The organism is Thermaurantiacus sp., from assembly GCF_053487655.1.
Genome location: NZ_JBRCLD010000030.1, coordinates 16,256 through 32,423, shown reverse-complemented (window position 1 = coordinate 32,423; position 16,168 = coordinate 16,256). Strand labels below are relative to the sequence as shown.

Here is a 16,168-nt window from a genome sequence, read left to right as displayed (position 1 = left end):
AGATGAAGCGAGCCAAAGGCGCCCCAGAGCTCTATCGTTCCGGTATTGCCATAGCCAGCGGGGCCGCAGCAGAAATCATAAACCCGGAAGCTCCCCAACTGCTCGTATCCCTCCAGATAGATCCAATCGGCCTCCGCATTCTGTACGGCGAGATCGGTCGGCGGGAAAGGATCACCAGGGCCATAGTCCACGGAATTGGTGACGTTTACGATGGAGGCCCTGAGCGTCTGGTTGAAGGCCTCAGTCTCCGGGCTGTAGGTGGTCAGCTCGAACTCGAAGTAGGTTGGCTGGTTGTAGGCCGGCGTCTGGCCACCCCCATGCCAGAAGCCGTTGGTGTAGGTAATGGTGCCCAGCAGGAACAACTCTCCGGGCTGAACGTTGCTGAAGCTTGCCGGCGTGAACACCAGCTTGTTGACTGAATTGCTACCCGCCGGCATCCAGTCATAGCGAAATTCGACATTGCTGACCCCGGGGGCAAAGGTGTAGCGGCCTTGGACAAACACAAAAGTGAGCCTTCGCCTACGGGATGATATTCGCTGCCCATCTCCGCCAGGTCCCCGTTGAACCGCCCCTGGTTGGAATAGGGGGTGTTGCCAAGCGCGGACAGGGGGATCGTCGCCATCGGACCAGAAACATTCAGGAACTGGAATGAGACCGTCCCCGAGCCGGTGATGCCGCTCTCGGCGATCGCGGGTGCGGACAACAGGGCGCCGGCAGCGCAAAGCAGCAGACGACGGCGATGACGCATAGGACCTCCTTTCTCAAAAACGGAACTGGTCAAACCCGTCCACCCCCGCTCTGCAAGTTTCGTGCCAACGTCCTATCTCCTTGAATCTTCACAATCGGCAGCCCTCGCCGCGGCCCCGAATGTCAGGGCAGGCGCAAGTGCATCTGCACTAAGAGAGCTTTGCGAGCCGCTCGGCGAGCGCCACCTTCGTGTTGACCCCCAGGCGCTTGTAGGCGCGCGCGATCTGGTTCCTGACCGTCCCCGGTGCCCGCTCCAGCCGCTCGGCAACCGCCCGATAGCCAAGGCCCGCGGCATAGAGTTCCGCCGCCGCGCGCTCGGCCGGAGTCAAGGGGTCCGGGCGCTGTGCGCGCACCGTAAGCGCGAGCAGCGCGCCGCTCCGCTCAACGCCGAGCGACAGGCCTGGAACCGTGCCGCCCTTGGGAAGGAGGGTACCGAGCGCGTCGGGAAGCCGGCCGCCGCCCCAGTCCGGAAAGGCCCGCCGCACCAGCCGCACGAAGCCGTTATCGAAACTGTGCAGCGCCCCCAGCCGATCGACGAGCGCGTGGTGGCCAAGGTCGCCTCCCGCCGCGCGCTGCATGAGGTGGAGCCGCTGCGCCACACGCCAGCCCGCCACCATGTGCGGCTTCAGCCGCTCGGCGAGCTGCCTGTCCGCCTCGGAGAAGGGGTCGAACCGGGTGCGGCGCCACAGGAGGATGAAATGGACGAGCCCCGCCTCGGCGGGCAGCGTGGTCGCCAGCGTCTGCGCGAGCGCGAAGGGTGCTGAGATCCGCGCATCGATTTCGGCGGCCGCGTCGGGAAAGGAGTCGCGGATGTCGAAATCGTTGATCGTGACCCCCGGGCGCGCGGCCGAGGCCTGCCGGATATAGTCGATTTCCGCGACACCCGCCTCGTAGGCAAGGAGAAGCTCGGGCGGCACGCCCAAAAGATGCACGAAGTGGGTGACAGGGGGCGTGTGCGTGCCAATGCCCCAACCGGCCGCCTCGAAGCGCACCAGGCCCGAGAGCGCGTCGAACGCCCAGTCCATGTAGCGGGCCAAGGGCACGTCGAGCGCGGCTTGCGCGCAAGCCAGAATGAACCGGTCGGGGGCGTCTCCCATTTACCCACTCTGCCGGGCAGCCGCTGGCGGTCAAGGCCAGCGCCGCAGCAGTTCGGCCGGCGAGCGCATCGGCGCCTTCCGCTTCCACACGCATGAAGGCGGAGACAGGAGGGGCGAAGCGGAAAGCAACTTCCCCCAGCGCCCGAGCTCGCCCATGAGAAGGCCATGGCCCCGTTCCAGTTCGACACCAGCTATGCCCGCCTGCCCGAAGCGCTGTTCGCCCGCGTCATGCCAACCCCAGTCCGGGCGCCGCGGCTCCTCGTCTTCAACCATGGGCTTGCGGCCGAACTCGGGCTTGGTGAAGCGGCGGATTGGGCGGCGCTTCTCGCCGGCAATGTCCTGCCCGAAGGGGCAACGCCGCTGGCGCAGGCCTATGCCGGGCACCAGTTCGGCCATTTCACGATGCTCGGCGACGGCCGGGCCGTGCTGCTGGGCGAGCATGTCACGCCCGACGGCAGGCGCTTCGACATCCAGCTGAAGGGCGCAGGGCAGACGCCCTTTTCGCGCCTGGGCGATGGCCGTGCGGCAGTGGGGCCGATGCTCAGGGAATATCTCATCTCCGAGGCGATGCACGCGCTTGGCATCCCGACCACGCGCAGTCTCGCCGTGGTGGCAACTGGCGAGCCAGTCGTGCGCGAGGCGGTGCTGCCGGGCGCCGTGCTGACTCGAGTCGCATCCAGCCACATCCGGGTCGGCAGCTTCCAGTTCGCAGCTGCCAGTGGCGACCGGGAGGCGCTCCAGGCCCTCCTCGACCACACGATCGCCCGCCACGCCCCTGCAGCCGAGGAAAGAGAGCGCCCAGCGCTCGCGCTTCTTGACGCCACCATGGCAAGGCAGGCGGCGCTCGTCGCCCGCTGGATGGGCGTGGGCTTCATCCACGGCGTCATGAACACCGACAACATGACCCTATCCGGCGAGACCATCGACTATGGCCCCTGCGCCTTCATGGACACCTTCGACCCCGCCACGGTCTTCAGCTCGATCGACCGCCATGGCCGCTATGCCTATGGGAACCAGCCGCAGATCGCCCACTGGAACCTGGTGCGCCTGGCCGAAGCGCTGCTGCCGCTCATCGACCCTGACCCGAAGCTCGCAATCGCGCTTGCCAATGCCGCCGTCGCGCGCTTCCCAGAGCTCTTTGAAGCTGCTTGGCTCGGTGTGTTCCGAGCCAAGCTCGGGCTTGTCGCAGCAAGGCCAGAGGACCGGGCGCTGGTTGAGATGCTGTTGACCGCCATGCGCGACACGGGCGCTGACATGACTGCCAGTTTCCGCGCGCTCGCCGAAGGGGCCGAATGGCCGGTGGAGGCGGCGGACCGGGGGGCCTTCGCCGGGTTCGAGGCGGCATGGGTGCGCCGGGTTGCCGACGAGGGCGGGACGGTTCCGGCAGCCCGCCAGCGGATGCAGGCGGCAAACCCCGCCATCATCCCGCGCAACCACCGCGTCGAGCAAGCGCTTGCCGCCGCCGAAGCCGGCGACATGGCGCCCTTCCGGCGGCTGCTCGCAGCCGTCACGCGGCCATTTGCACCCACGCCCGAGGATTCACCATTCCGCGCCCCGCCACTGCCGCACGAGCGAGTTCAGGCGACCTTCTGCGGCACTTGACGCCGGGCCTCGACCAAGCGCGCAGCCGCCTTCTCGGCTTCAGCGGCAAGCAGCAGCAGAAATCCGACTGCAACCACCATGGCGAGTTCACGAAACGCAAGCGGCTCGGTTGTGAAGATCTGCTGCAGCGGCGGCCAGTAGGTGAAGAGAAGCTGGGCCAAAGTCACAAGGCCGACAGCGATGAGGACGGCTGGTGTGCCAAGGAGACCACGCACCGAAAGCCCGGTCGTATGAGTAAAGCGCATGGCAAAAAGATAGAAAATCTCCATGCACACGATCGTGTTCACAACCAGCGTCCGGGCATGCGCGAGACTTTCTCCCGATGCTGTCGCCCATGCAAACATGGCAAAGGCGCCAGTCATGAACAGCACCGAGACGAAGAGGATCTGCCACAGCAGCCGCCCGGAGAGGATGGGCCGATTGCGCGCGCGCGGCGGGCGGAGCATCGCCCCTTCCTCGCCCGGCTCGAAGGCAAGCGCCAGCCCGAGCGTCACCACTGTCACCAGATTGATCCAGAGAATTTGCAGCGCCGTCATCGGCAGCACCAGCCCGAGTGCAAGCGCAGCAAGGATGGTGAGCGCCTCGCCGCCGTTGGTCGGAAGCGTCCAGCCAATCACCTTCATCAGATTGTCCCAGACCGTGCGACCTTCGCGCACCGCAGCGGCAATGGAGGCGAAATTGTCGTCGGCAAGCACCATGTCTGATGCTTCCTTCGCTGCCTCGGTGCCCTTCTTCCCCATCGCGATCCCGATGTCGGCGCGCTTCAAGGCCGGAGCATCGTTCACTCCGTCCCCGGTCATGGCAACGACATGGCCATGGCGCTGGAACGCCTTGACCAAGCGCAGCTTGTGCTCAGGCGCAGTGCGGGCAAAGACCGCCGTGGTCTCGAGCCGGGCGGCAAGCGCCTGATCATCCAGGCTGTCGATCTCGGCACCGGTCAACACTTGCGGAGCATCGGCAAGCGCAAGCGCCTCGGCGATTGCCAGGGCAGTTCCGGCATGGTCGCCCGTGATCATGGCAACCCGGATCCCGGCCCGGCGGCAGGCAGCGATCGCTGCAATCGCTTCCGGCCGCGGCGGATCAAGAAAGCCGGCAAGGCCGAGCAGCCTGGCACCAGAAAGCCGGTCGAGGGCCGGGGTTTCGCACTCGGCAAAGGCAAGGACACGCAGGCCACGCCCGGCGAGGTCGGCAGCAGTCGCCTGCCAGCGCGCCTGGTCGGCCGCATCGAGGCGGCATAGGGCAAGAACGGCTTCCGGAGCCCCCTTGACCGCTGCCATGATGCGGCCATCGGCGCGCGCATCAAGGGTTGCCATCAGCCGGGTCTCAGGCGAAAACGGCAAGAGATCCCGCCGCTTGGCAGTCGCTCGCGCTTCGGCAAGACCTGCCTTCATGGCGAGAGTGACAAGGGCACCTTCCATCGGATCGCCGTCAACGACCCATTGGCCATCGCGCATGCTCACCCGGGCGTCGTTGCAGAGCAGCCCGGCCAGCACCAGCGCCTCGACTTCACAATCAACGCCACCCGCGATCGCGCCATCAGGCCCATAGCCAACACCCGAGACATGGCGCACTCCAGAAGGAAGCGCGAGCGTCGTGACGGCCATCTCGTTGCGCGTGAGAGTTCCGGTCTTGTCGGTGCAGATGACGGTGACCGAGCCCAGGGTCTCGACTGCCGGCAGGCGGCGGATGAGCGCATGGCGCTTGGCCATGCGCTGCACGCCAATTGCAAGCGTGACCGTGAGCACAGCCGGCAGCCCTTCGGGAATGGCAGCGACTGCGATCCCGACGACGAGCATGAAGGCATCGGCAAGGGGAAGCCCGCGCACAAGCACAGCAAAGCCAAAGGCAAGCACGGCAAGCGCCAGGATGATGAGGGTCAGCCGCTCGGCAAGGCGGCCCATCTGGGCCATGAGCGGCGTGGTTGTGGTGCCGACGGCTGCAAGCATGCCGGAAATGCGGCCGAGCTCGGTTGCAGCGCCAGTTGCAACGGTCACACCTTCGCCTTGGCCGGCGGCAACGAAGGTGCCCGCAAACGCCATGCCGACCCGGTCGCCAAGCGCCGCGTCGGCAGCAGCTGTGGCGCTGCCTTTGCTGACAGGCACCGACTCCCCTGTGAGCACGGCCTCGTCGACAAGCAGCCCACGCGCCTCGACAAGGCGAAGATCGGCAGGGACTCGGTCGCCGGCCTCGATGAGCACAATGTCACCCGGGACGATCCCGGCGGCTGGAAGGGTCATGCGCCGGCCGTCGCGCCGGACCGAGGCGACGGGATCGATCATGGCGCGGATGGCCGCAAGCGCTGCTTCCGCCCGACCTTCCTGGACAAAGCCGATGACGGCGTTGACGACGACGACAGCAGCGATGACGCTTGCGTCAACGCCGTGGCCAAGGCCGGCAGAGACAGCGGCTGCAGCAACAAGAAACCAGATGAGCGGGCTGTCGAACTGGCGCCGCAGGCGCTGCAGCGGCCCGTCACCGCGCTGCTCGGGAAGGCGGTTAGGCCCATATGTGGCAAGCCGGGCGGCTGCTGCTTCCGCATCAAGGCCAGAGCGCGTCGTCCCGAGCTGGGCCAGCACATCGGCGGCGGGGCTCGCATGTGGCGCTGGAGGCGGCACGGCCAGTGCTGGCATCTCGGTCATGGGCGCCCGGTTTTGCAGTGCAGCAGCACGTGTTCAATCGCGCAACCTCAGGCGGCGGCAGCGTCCTGACCAGAGTCCGGTTCGCCGTCCTGGTCGACGACGAGCTTGGGAACGCGCGCATCCCGCAGGGCCGAGCCCCGGCCAGAAAGCGAGGGGTTGGCCATGAAGTAGCGGTGGAGGTTGAAGCCCTCGCCTTCCCTCTGCACACGGACATAGCTGCCATCAGCGCGCATTTCCCAGCTCTGCTCATTGTCCTTGAGGTTGGCGACCATGACTTGGTCCAGGATCTGGGCATGGACGGTCGGGTTCTCGATCGGCACCAGGAGTTCCACTCGGCGGTCAAAGTTGCGCGGCATCCAGTCGGCCGAGGTGATGAAGACCTTGGCCTTGCGCGAGGGGAGCGGCCGGCCATTGCCGAAGACGACGATCCGGCTGTGCTCGAGGAAGCGGCCGATGACAGAGCGGACATGGATGGTCTCGGAAAGGCCGGGCACACCGGGCCTAAGACAACATATCCCCCGCACCACGGCTTCGACCTTCACGCCGGCCTGGCTCGCCTCATACAGCTTGTCGATGATGGCCGGGTCCACAAGGGCGTTGAGCTTGAGCCAGATGGTCGCTGGCCGGCCGGCAGCCGCATGCGCGATCTCGGCATCGATGAGGGCGATGAGCCGGTCGCGCAAGTTCAATGGCGACATGGCGAGGTGGCGAAGCCCCCGCGGCTCAATATAGCCTGTCACATAGTTGAAGACCTGGGCGACTTCGCGGCCGAGCACGGGATCGGCAGTGAAGAACGAGAGATCCGTATAGATGCGGGCGGTGACCGGGTGATAATTGCCTGTGCCAAGGTGGAGGTAGGTGGTCAGTTCGCTGCCTTCGCGGCGCACCACCATCGAGGCCTTGGCGTGGGTCTTCCACTCGATGAAGCCATAGACCACCTGCACGCCGGCGCGCTCGAGCTCGGCCGCCCAGGTGAGGTTCTGCTCCTCATCGAACCGGGCCTTGAGCTCGACCAGCGCCGTCACCGACTTGCCCGCCTCCGCCGCATCGATGAGGGCGCGGACGATGGGGCTGTTTTTGCCCACCCGGTAAAGAGTCTGCTTGATCGCAATCACATCCGGGTCGGCAGCGGCCTGGCGCAGGAAGGCAAGCACCACCTCGAAGCTCTCATAGGGGTGGTGGACCACGATATCCTTGGCGCGGATGGCAGCGAAGCAGTCGCCGCCGAAGTCGCGGATCCGTTCCGGAAAGCGGGGGGTGTAGGGCTCAAACTTGAGGTCGGGCCGGTCCTCCTCGACCAGGCTTGCAAGGTCAGCGATTCCCAGAATGCCGTCCACTTCCGTCACGTCGGCATCGGTCACCCGCATGGCGCCGCGCACCAGCGCCTTCAGGTTCGCTGGCGTGTCGGCGGCGAGCTTTAGGCGGATCACCTGGCCGCGGCGGCGCTGCTTGATCGCGCTCTGGAAGAAGCGGACGAGATCCTCGGCTTCCTCTTCCACCTCGATGTCGCTGTCGCGGATGATGCGGAAGGCGCCGCTTCCAAGCCGCGTGAAGCCAGGAAAGACGAGGGGGAGAAAATGGCTGATGACATCTTCAAGCGCAATGGTGCGGACCGATGCACCCGGCAGGCGGAGGAAGCGCGGCAGCATCGGCGGCAGCATGAGGAGCGCGAACAGGGCTTCGCCGTCGGCATCGCGGCGCATTTCGAAGACGAGGCTGAAGCCCTTGTTGGGGATGAAGGGGAAGGGGTGGGCCGGATCGATCGCCTGCGGCGTCAGCACCGGAAAGATCCGGTTCAGGAACTGGTCTTCAAGAAACTTCTCCTCCTCGCAAGAGAGGTCGGCAGGTTTGAGGATCCGGTAGTCGGCTGCCGCCAGCAGCCGGACGAGTTCCTGGTAGACCTTCTGCTGCTGGCGCATGAGAAGGTCTGCAGCCTGGGCAATGGCCGCGAGTTGCTGGGCCGGTGTTGCACCCTCGGCGGAGGGAGTCTCGATACCCGCATCGACCTGGCCGCGCAGCCCGGCGACTCGGACCATGTAGAATTCGTCGAGATTGTTGCCCGAGATCGAGAGGAACCGCATCCGCTCAAGAAGCGGATGGGCGGGGTTGGTCGCTTCCTCGAGTACGCGGGCATTGAAGGAAAGCCAGGAGAGCTCCCGGTTGACCAGCCGGTCGGACATGAGCGGGTTGGGATGGGAAGCGAAGGCCTGCATGGCGCAGGATTATGCGCCGTCTTGGTGACAGTTGGAAGCCACGGCCAAGCCATCGTCATCCTCGCCTGCTGGCCACAGATCGAGCAGCGCGGCCCTGGCCAAGGCGACAGAAAGCGGCCGCTGGCCGGCAAGCGATGCGGCATCGAGCGCCGCAACGGCAGCACCCAGCGCTTCGAAGCTGCGCGGGATGCGCTTCAGAACATAGGACGCAAGCTCTGGCGGGGGCGTGATGCCGCGGTCCCGCCACAGCTTGTGGAACAGGTGGGCAAGAAGCGCATCATCGGGCGGGCCGATCCGGACCATCGGCGTGGCCGCCAGCCGCGAGCGAAGATCAGGGAGCGCGATATGCCAGTCGCCAGGGGCACTGCGCGCTGTCAGGAGGAGCGGGCGGCGGCTGTCGAGCGCGTCGTTCCAGGCATGGAACAGGGCCTCATCGGGCACACCCATGTCGGCATCATCGAGAAGCCGGGCATTGGCGCGCCGGGCAAAGATGGAGCCGAGATGGCTTTTGCCAGAGCCAGAAGGGCCGACGAGAAGCGCAACCGGGATCGGCCAGGTTGCCCAACTGTCAAGGAAGCGGACGGCCTCGGCATTGGCAGCAGAGACGAAGAAGTCCTTCTGGCCTTGCGCTGCCTTCCAGCTGAGCGGGAGCGGCAGCTGGGCGCCAAAAGCACCCCTCATCCGCCAGCTCCGGGCTCGGGGACTCCCGGTGGCGGTGCGGAAGGCGGCACTGGCGGCGCCGCTGGCGGTGCGGAAGGCAGCTCCGCTGGCGGTCCAGAAGGCGGCGCTGGCGGAACTTCATCCGCCCGGCGATCGCGCAGCAGGCTGCCCTCAAGCCGGAACCCGGCCGCATCGAGCGCACGCGCCAATTCGCTCGAGCTCACGGACGTCCCAAGGACGAGGACCGAGCGGCCAGCGATGACGAAGCTTTCAAGCCGGACTCCCGTAACCCCCGGGACAGCGCGCAGCCGCCGCTCAATCGCCTCGAGCGAGGCAGCATCGGGCGTGTCGACTTCAAGCCGCAGATTTGCTTCAACCGCCCTGCCACCGATCTCGGGCGCAAGCTCGGGCACTTCGACTTCCGGCTCCGGAGCTTCGGAGAGAAGCGCGTCGGGGACGAGGAGGCCAGCTCTGAGCGCGGTTGTATAAAGCCGGTCACACTCGCGAACAGCGCTTGCCAGCAGGGCGGCAATATCCCCGTCCTCCTGCGTGAGCTGGGTACGCGCAAGGATGCGCGCGGAAGGCCCGAAGCGGAGGATGAGCCGCGCCACCGCCGGGCTGCCGGGGAGCCCGCGCTCGAGGATGAGCTCGGGGATGAGGACATCCGCCGTCTGGTAGCGGTCCATGATCTGGCGCCAGATCGGAATGTCGATCCGCTCGCCCTGCCAGGCAGAGAGCAGCAGGGCGTCGGTCGCGCTGGCCCGCAAGCGGATATAGTCGATGGGGGACTCCCCGGCCTGGAAGCGGGCCCAGGCCTCGGCCCAGGGGTTGCCAGGCTCATAGGCCATGCGCGTGCCCGCATCCTGGAGAAGCGGCAGCAGCAGGAGCGGCGGCGACTGCACAAGCGGGGCATAGCGGCCAAGATAGGGGGCCGCACGAGTCCGGTCGAAGATGACGGTCAGCCTCGCCACATAGCGATTGCCGCCAACCGCTTCGCGCTCGACCTCGATAGCCGAGACCATCTGGTCAAGCGCACTGTCGCCAACGCGCGGCGCGCGGTTTGCCGGAAAGCCGGAAAGTCGCGCCCACAGCATTGGCCAGGCAAGACGCTGGGCCTGACGCCAGCCGGCCTCGCGCGCGGCAAGGTCAGATCTCGCAGTCTCATCGACTTCGATGCCGGTCACGATGAGGCCGCTTGCGTCGCCGACGGCCTCTGGCGCTGCTGCCCCCTTGGGAGGGGCGCCAGCCCGCTGCGCCCAAGCTGGGGCACAGGCAAGCAGAACTGCAAGCAACGCCGGCCGGGCGAGAAGAAAAGGGAAGCAAGGCGCAGGCATGGGCAGGCCTTGCCTTGTCCGCGCCGGCGAGGGAAGGGGCAGAAGAGATGACGGAGCCCTTGCCCTCCACCTATGCCGAGGCCGGCGTTTCCATCGCCGCTGGCAATGCGCTCGTGCGCGCCATCGCCCCGCTCGCGCGCGCGACCCGCCGGCCGGGCGCAGAGGCTGAGCTCGGTGGCTTCGGCGCCTTCTTTGACCCGCGCGCTGCCGGCTACAAGGATCCGCTCTTGGTCGCGGCAACCGATGGTGTCGGCACCAAGCTCAAGCTTGCGATTGAGACCGGACGACACGACAGCGTCGGCCAGGATCTTGTGGCCATGTGCGTGAACGACCTCCTGGTCCAAGGGGCCGAGCCCTTGTTCTTCCTCGACTATTTCGCAACCGGCCGGCTCGATGCAAACGTTGCTGAGACCGTGATCGCCGGAATCGCCCGGGCCTGCCGCGCTGCCGGCTGCGCCCTCATCGGCGGCGAGACTGCCGAGATGCCTGGGCTCTACGGCGAAGGCGACTATGATCTCGCCGGCTTCGCAGTTGGCGCTGTCGAGCGCGAGCAGGCACTGACAGGCGCGCGCATCGCCGCCGGGGATGTCATCCTCGGCCTCGCTTCGAGCGGGGCGCATTCCAACGGTTTCTCGCTCATCCGGCGCCTGGTCGAAGGGTATGATCTGGCAGCCCCTGCGCCTTTTGCACCCGAGGAAAGCCTCGCAGACGTGCTGCTGCGCCCGACTCGCCTTTATGTTGCAAGCCTGCTTCCCCTGCTGCGCCAGGGCCGCGTGCACGGCCTTGCCCACATCACGGGCGGCGGGCTCCTTGAAAATGTGCCACGCGTGCTGCCCGAAGGTCTGCGCGCCATCCTCGATGCCAGCAGCTGGCCCTGGCCGCCGCTGTTCGGCTGGCTTGCTGCGCGCGGCCGCATTGCCCCGGCAGAATTGCTGCGCACCTTCAACTGCGGCATCGGCATGGTGGCAATCGTCGCCGCCGAAGACGCCAACGCCCTCATCGCTGACCTCGCCGCCACGGGCGAGGAGGTGTGGCGGATCGGCTCCGTTGCCGCCGGCGCCAGGGGAACCACGATTGCCGGCCAGGGGTGGCACGCCTCCCACGATGCCTGACCTCAAAGGCCGCGTTCGGCTCGCCATCCTCATTTCCGGCCGCGGCAGCAACATGGATTCGATCATCCGCGCCGCCCAGGCGCCAGGCTACCCAGCGCAGGTGGTCGTCGTCATCTCGAGCCGGGCGGATGCGCCGGGGCTGGCGCGGGCGGGCGAGGTGCCGTCGGTGGTGGTGGCGCGCGACCGTTTCGCCAGCCGGAAAGCCTTCGAGGCGGAGCTTGGCCGCGTGCTGGCTGCCCACCGCGCCGAGGCGGTAGCGCTTGCCGGCTTCATGCGGGTGCTCTCCCCGGCCTTCGTCCGCCAATGGGAAGGGCGAATGGTCAACATCCACCCCTCGCTCCTGCCGCGCTACCCAGGGCTTGACACCCATGCGCGCGCGCTCGCGGCGGGTGACCGGGAGGCCGGGGCCACAGTCCACCTGGTCACGGCGGAAGTTGACTGCGGGCCCATCCTCGCCCAAGCGCGCGTGCCCGTGCTTGCCGGAGACACGCCAGAAACGCTGGCTGCACGCGTGCTCGAAGCCGAGCTTGCCCTCTATCCCTGCGCCATTGCCGAATGGCTCCGGGCATGGCCGCGCTCAGGCGGCCCGGGCGGCGCGGGCGTCAGCGAGGATCGCATCTGAGATCTTCTCGGCCATCATGATGGTCGGCGCGTTGGTGTTGCCGGAGACGAGGCGGGGCATCAGCGACGCATCGACCACCCGCAGCCCGCCGATGCCATGTACGCGGCCGTCCGGGTCGGTCACAGCCAGCGGGTCAGAGGCCGGCCCCATGCGGCAGGTGCCGACTGGGTGATAGATGGTCGAGCCATGCGCGCGCACATGGGCAAGGATTTCCGAGTCGTCCGCAACCTCCACACCAGGCAGGATCTCGGCTTCCATGAAGGGCGCGAGCGCAGGTTGCGAGGCAAGCACGCGAGCAAACTTCATGCCAGCGACAATGGTCTCACAATCGAGCGGGTCCGAGAGGTAGTTGGGGCGGATCGCCGGCGCTGCCAGGGGATCGGGGCTCTTCACATGAATAGTGCCGCGACTTTCCGGCCTGAGCTGGCATGGCGCAATGGTCAGACCAGGCTCGCGTTCAAGCTCCCAGTTCTGGGTCTCGACAAACTTCGCCACATCCACCGTGGCTGGCAGGATGTGATACTGGACATCAGGCCCAGCAAGACCCGGCCGCGACCGCCAGTAGGCCTGCACATGCGCCGCCGAAAGGGTGAGGAGCCCGCGGCGTGCAACAAGATAGCGCCCCGCCTCAAGGAGAAAGCGCCAGCCGCGGCTCATCTGGTTGACCGTAATCGTGCCCGGCTTCAGGCGGAACTGGCAGGAGACGACAAAATGGTCCTGCAAGTTGGCCCCCACACCCCTGCGTGCATGGCGAACCGGAATGCCAGCGGCCGCGAGAACTTCCGGGTCACCGATGCCGGAAAGCTCGAGCAGCTGCGGGGAGTTGACGGTGCCGCCGCTCAAGATGACTTCGCGCAAGGCATGGGCCTCGTGGGTTGTGCCGCCCTGGCGATAGCGCACGCCCGTCGCACGACGGCCGTCGAGGAGGATCGACTCGGCCATGGCGCCAGTTTCCACGCGCAAGTTTGGCCGCTTCAGCGCCGGGCGAAGATAGGCCATCGCAGCCGACCAGCGGCGGCCATTTTTGACCGTCAGCTGGAAATAGCTGATTCCATCCTGCACGGGGCCATTGACATCGTCATTGAACCGGAGGCCAGCCTGCATGCCTGCCGCAATCACGGCATCAGAGACGGGGTGGCGGGTGGTCGCATCCGAGACATGGAGCGGGCCGTCGGTGCCATGCCATTCGTTTGCCAGGCGGGCATTGCCTTCAGCACGACGGAAATAGGGCAGAACATCGGCTGCGCTCCAGCCCGTTGCCCCGAGCTGGGCCCAGCCGTCATAGTCGGCCAGCTGGCCGCGGACATAGAGAAGACCATTGATCGACGACGAGCCGCCAAGCACCTTGCCGCGCGGCCACACATGCACCCGGTCATTCGTGCCCGGGTCGGGCTCGGTCTCGAACAGCCAGTTGACACTGGGGTCCTTGAGCGTCCGGGCATAGCCGACCGGCACATGGATCAGGAGATTCCGGTCCTCCGGCCCGGCCTCCAGCAGAAGCACGTGCACCGACGGGTCGGCAGTCAGGCGGTTGGCCAGCACGCAGCCAGCCGAGCCAGCGCCGACAATCACATAGTCGAAGCGCATGGCCCCTCCTCCCCTTCGCCTGCCAGGGTTTCTGCCTCAAGCGGACCAAGATTGCGAGCCTGGCCCCTGCGCTTGCGAAGATTGGCGCGCAGCGCAGCCTTGAGCCGAGCAGAACGGTCGCAAGGCCCGGCGCCAACTGCCGGCGCACTGCCGCCTTCCACTTCCCGGCGAAACTTGTTCGCGTCCCCCGTGTCCCCGTCCCCCGCCATGATTAACCCTCGCTGAGTTTGCCAGCCCATGCAAAGACATGATAAACAAGGTGGGACGTCGGTAGCGAGCAGCCTGGTGGCAAGCAGCTCTCCGCAACAGCAGCTGCCGGTGCGGCACTCGCATGCGTGAAGTTCAGGAGAGGGACGGGCGTGACTTTGGGGCTTGCGGGTGCAGACCATCCCATCGGCCTCGTCAGCCATCTCATCGCCTGTCTTGCCTTCCTCGGCCTTGCCGTCTGGCTTCTGGTGCAGCGGCAGCAGCGAGTCTTCGGCCTGCTGGTCGCTGGTGCGTCCAGCATCGTCGCTGGCTGGGCGGGGCTGGTTGCGCTTGGCTTCGCCTTCGGCTTTGGCGAGGTGCCGGGCATCAGCCATGCCGAGACCCTGCGCACGGCCGGCTGGCTTGTCGTGCTGCTCCTCGTGCTCCAGCGGCCCTGGGGGATGGACCGCGACCTGCGCTCGGGCTTCCTCGTCTCGGCCGGGCTCGGCTTTGCCGTCGCCCTCCAGCTCGTCGTTGACAGCGTATATCCCTTCAGCTCGGCGTTCGACCCCGAGCTGGCGAATATGCCGGCAGCACTTGTCGAAGTGGTCACGCGCCTCGTGCTCGCCATCTCTGGCATCGTGCTGCTCCACAACATCCACGTCAATTCGCTTGCCACAAGGGGGCCCTCGATCCGCTTCTTCGTGGTCGGGATTGCCGTCATGTTCGCCTATGACCTCAATCTCTACACGCTGCAGTTTCTGCTGGGGGAGCTGTCGCTCGTGCTGGTCGAGCTGCGCGGCGCAGTGAACGCGCTCGCTGTTCCCCTGTTGCTCATCGCCTTCCGCGACGAAGCCGCCAACCGCTTTGCGCTCTCGCGTGATGCCGCCTTCTCGACCATCAGCTTCTCAGCCATCGGCATCTATCTCATCTTCATGTCGCTGCTCGCCCACGGTCTCCGGCTCGCCGGAGGGGACTGGGGCGTGGTGCTGCAAGTCATGTTCCTTGCCGTCACCCTCATCGGGGCAGCACTTGTCATCCTCTCACCGGCCGTCAGGGCACGTCTCAAGGTGCTGATCGCCCGCAACTTCTATCGCTACCGCTATGACTACCGCAGCGAGTGGCTGGGCTTTCTTGACAAGCTCGATGCAAGCGAGGCGGGCGCATCTGCGCCGCAACCCATTCGCGAGCGGATAATCGAGGCCGTGGCACGCGTTCTCAACTGCCCTGGCGGGCTCTTGCTGGAAGTCGGGGAGGACGGCAGCTTCCGCTTGTCAGCGCAATGGCACTGGTCCACTTTCGATGGGGATTCCGCAGCCGAAGCCTTCGCGGCGGACTCAAGCCTTGTCACCTTCATGGCCGAGACCGGCCGCATCATCGACTTCGACCAGCTTCGCGCTGGCGGGCAAGGGGGGCCGCGCAACCGCGGCCATGACCTTGCCTGCCCGGCGGCGCTCCTTGCCGACCGCTCGCTCTGGCTTGCCGTCCCCCTGCCGCACCACGGGCGGCTCTCTGCCATTCTGCTCCTTGAGCGCAGCCCCGTGGTCCATGACCTCAACTGGGAGGATTATGACTTGCTGCGCACGCTCGGGCGCCAGGCCGCAAGCTATCTTGCCGAGGCCGCAACCCAAATGGCGCTCGATGAAGCGCGCAGCTTCGAGGATTTCAGCCGGCGCTTCGCCTTCATCATGCATGACCTCAAGAATGTCGTAAGCCAGCTCGGCCTTGTGGCGCGCAACGCCGAGCGCCACATCGACAAGCCGGAGTTTCGGGCCGATCTGCTCGCAACCGTCCAGTCGAGCGTCACCAAGATGACAGACCTTCTTGCGCTCATGGGCCAGCAGGCCGGCCGCACCAACAGCGCGCGCCGCGCAAGTTTGCCTGCGACTGCTGAAGTGGCCGAGCCCGTCGATCTCGCGCGCGTCGTTGCCATGGTTGCAGCTGCGCTCCGGCGGGCACACCCGGCAATCGAAGTCGAGGGCATCGAAGAACAGCTGCCGGTCACAGGCGATTGCGAACGGCTTGAGACCATGCTGACCCACATTGTCCAGAATGCCATCGACGCCAGCGCTCCTGATGCGCCCATTCTCATTGCCCTTGAGCGCACGGCGCGCACCGCGCGGCTCAGCGTCACCGATCGCGGCCATGGCATGTCGCGGCGCTTCATCCGCGAGGAGCTGTTCAAGCCGTTCCGCTCCAGCAAGGCGGAAGGGTTCGGCATCGGTGCCTATGAGGCGCGCGAGATCGCCCGCGCCCATGGCGGCCGGATCGAGGTGACAAGCCGGCCAGGCGAAGGCAGCCGCTTTGTCATCACCTTGCCGCTTGCTGCCGAAGCGCGGGCGAAACTGGCACGGACCTGAGGGAAACAC

General features: G+C 66.5%; 11 protein-coding genes. 4 read left to right on the top strand and 7 right to left on the bottom strand.

Translation table 11 applies throughout. The features are described 5' to 3' along the window. Both ACWIQA_RS03175 and ACWIQA_RS03170 read right to left on the bottom strand, forming a co-directional pair. On the bottom strand, positions 1-503 hold a 503-nt coding region (locus ACWIQA_RS03175), incomplete at its 3' end, for a choice-of-anchor K domain-containing protein (protein ID WP_448581616.1). Between the two features lie 393 nt (positions 504-896). Continuing rightward, a complete protein-coding gene (locus ACWIQA_RS03170) occupies positions 897-1,844 on the bottom strand; it encodes a helix-turn-helix transcriptional regulator (RefSeq protein WP_448581615.1) in 948 nt (315 codons plus the stop codon). 165 nt (positions 1,845-2,009) lie between these two features. Here ACWIQA_RS03170 and ACWIQA_RS03165 point away from each other — a divergent pair, with 165 nt between their 5' ends. Continuing rightward, positions 2,010-3,446 (top strand): protein adenylyltransferase SelO, encoded by a 1,437-nt coding sequence (locus ACWIQA_RS03165; protein WP_448581614.1) that lies wholly within the window; start codon positions 2,010-2,012, stop codon positions 3,444-3,446. On the opposite strand, the gene ACWIQA_RS03160 is transcribed toward ACWIQA_RS03165, so the two are convergent. From ACWIQA_RS03160 to ACWIQA_RS03145, 4 genes are read right to left on the bottom strand one after another with little or no spacing between them, the layout of a single operon-like run. Next, a complete protein-coding gene (locus ACWIQA_RS03160) occupies positions 3,422-6,085 on the bottom strand; it encodes an HAD-IC family P-type ATPase (RefSeq protein ID WP_448581613.1) in 2,664 nt (887 codons plus the stop codon). The genes ACWIQA_RS03165 and ACWIQA_RS03160 overlap by 25 nt on opposite strands. Before the next feature lie 47 nt (positions 6,086-6,132). Next, entirely contained in the window at positions 6,133-8,298 is a 2,166-nt protein-coding gene (locus ACWIQA_RS03155; RefSeq protein ID WP_448581612.1) for an RNA degradosome polyphosphate kinase, read from the bottom strand. Positions 8,299-8,307: 9 nt separating this feature from the next. Further along, a complete protein-coding gene (locus ACWIQA_RS03150; protein ID WP_448581611.1) occupies positions 8,308-8,979 on the bottom strand; it encodes an HdaA/DnaA family protein in 672 nt (223 codons plus the stop codon). Next, positions 8,976-10,292, bottom strand: coding sequence for a heavy-metal-associated domain-containing protein (locus tag ACWIQA_RS03145; RefSeq protein WP_448581610.1), 1,317 nt, complete (start codon positions 10,290-10,292; stop codon positions 8,976-8,978). The genes ACWIQA_RS03150 and ACWIQA_RS03145 overlap by 4 nt, the downstream gene beginning before the upstream one ends. Before the next feature lie 47 nt (positions 10,293-10,339). Between ACWIQA_RS03145 and purM the strand changes: the two genes are divergently transcribed. Further along, the gene (gene purM, locus ACWIQA_RS03140; RefSeq protein WP_448581609.1) at positions 10,340-11,404 is read left to right on the top strand and encodes a phosphoribosylformylglycinamidine cyclo-ligase; all 1,065 of its coding nucleotides are present in this window, start codon (positions 10,340-10,342) and stop codon (positions 11,402-11,404) included. Then, the gene (purN, locus tag ACWIQA_RS03135; RefSeq protein ID WP_448581608.1) at positions 11,397-12,026 is read left to right on the top strand and encodes a phosphoribosylglycinamide formyltransferase; all 630 of its coding nucleotides are present in this window, start codon (positions 11,397-11,399) and stop codon (positions 12,024-12,026) included. The genes purM and purN overlap by 8 nt, the downstream gene beginning before the upstream one ends. On the opposite strand, the gene ACWIQA_RS03130 is transcribed toward purN, so the two are convergent. Further along, on the bottom strand, positions 11,982-13,613 hold the full coding sequence (locus ACWIQA_RS03130; protein ID WP_448581607.1) for a GMC family oxidoreductase: 1,632 nt from the start codon (positions 13,611-13,613) through the stop codon (positions 11,982-11,984). The genes purN and ACWIQA_RS03130 overlap by 45 nt on opposite strands. Before the next feature lie 359 nt (positions 13,614-13,972). On the opposite strand from ACWIQA_RS03130, the gene prsK reads away from it, so the two are divergent. Beyond that, entirely contained in the window at positions 13,973-16,159 is a 2,187-nt protein-coding gene (gene prsK, locus ACWIQA_RS03125) for an XrtA/PEP-CTERM system histidine kinase PrsK (protein WP_448581606.1), read from the top strand. The last annotated feature ends 9 nt before the right edge of the window (positions 16,160-16,168 follow it).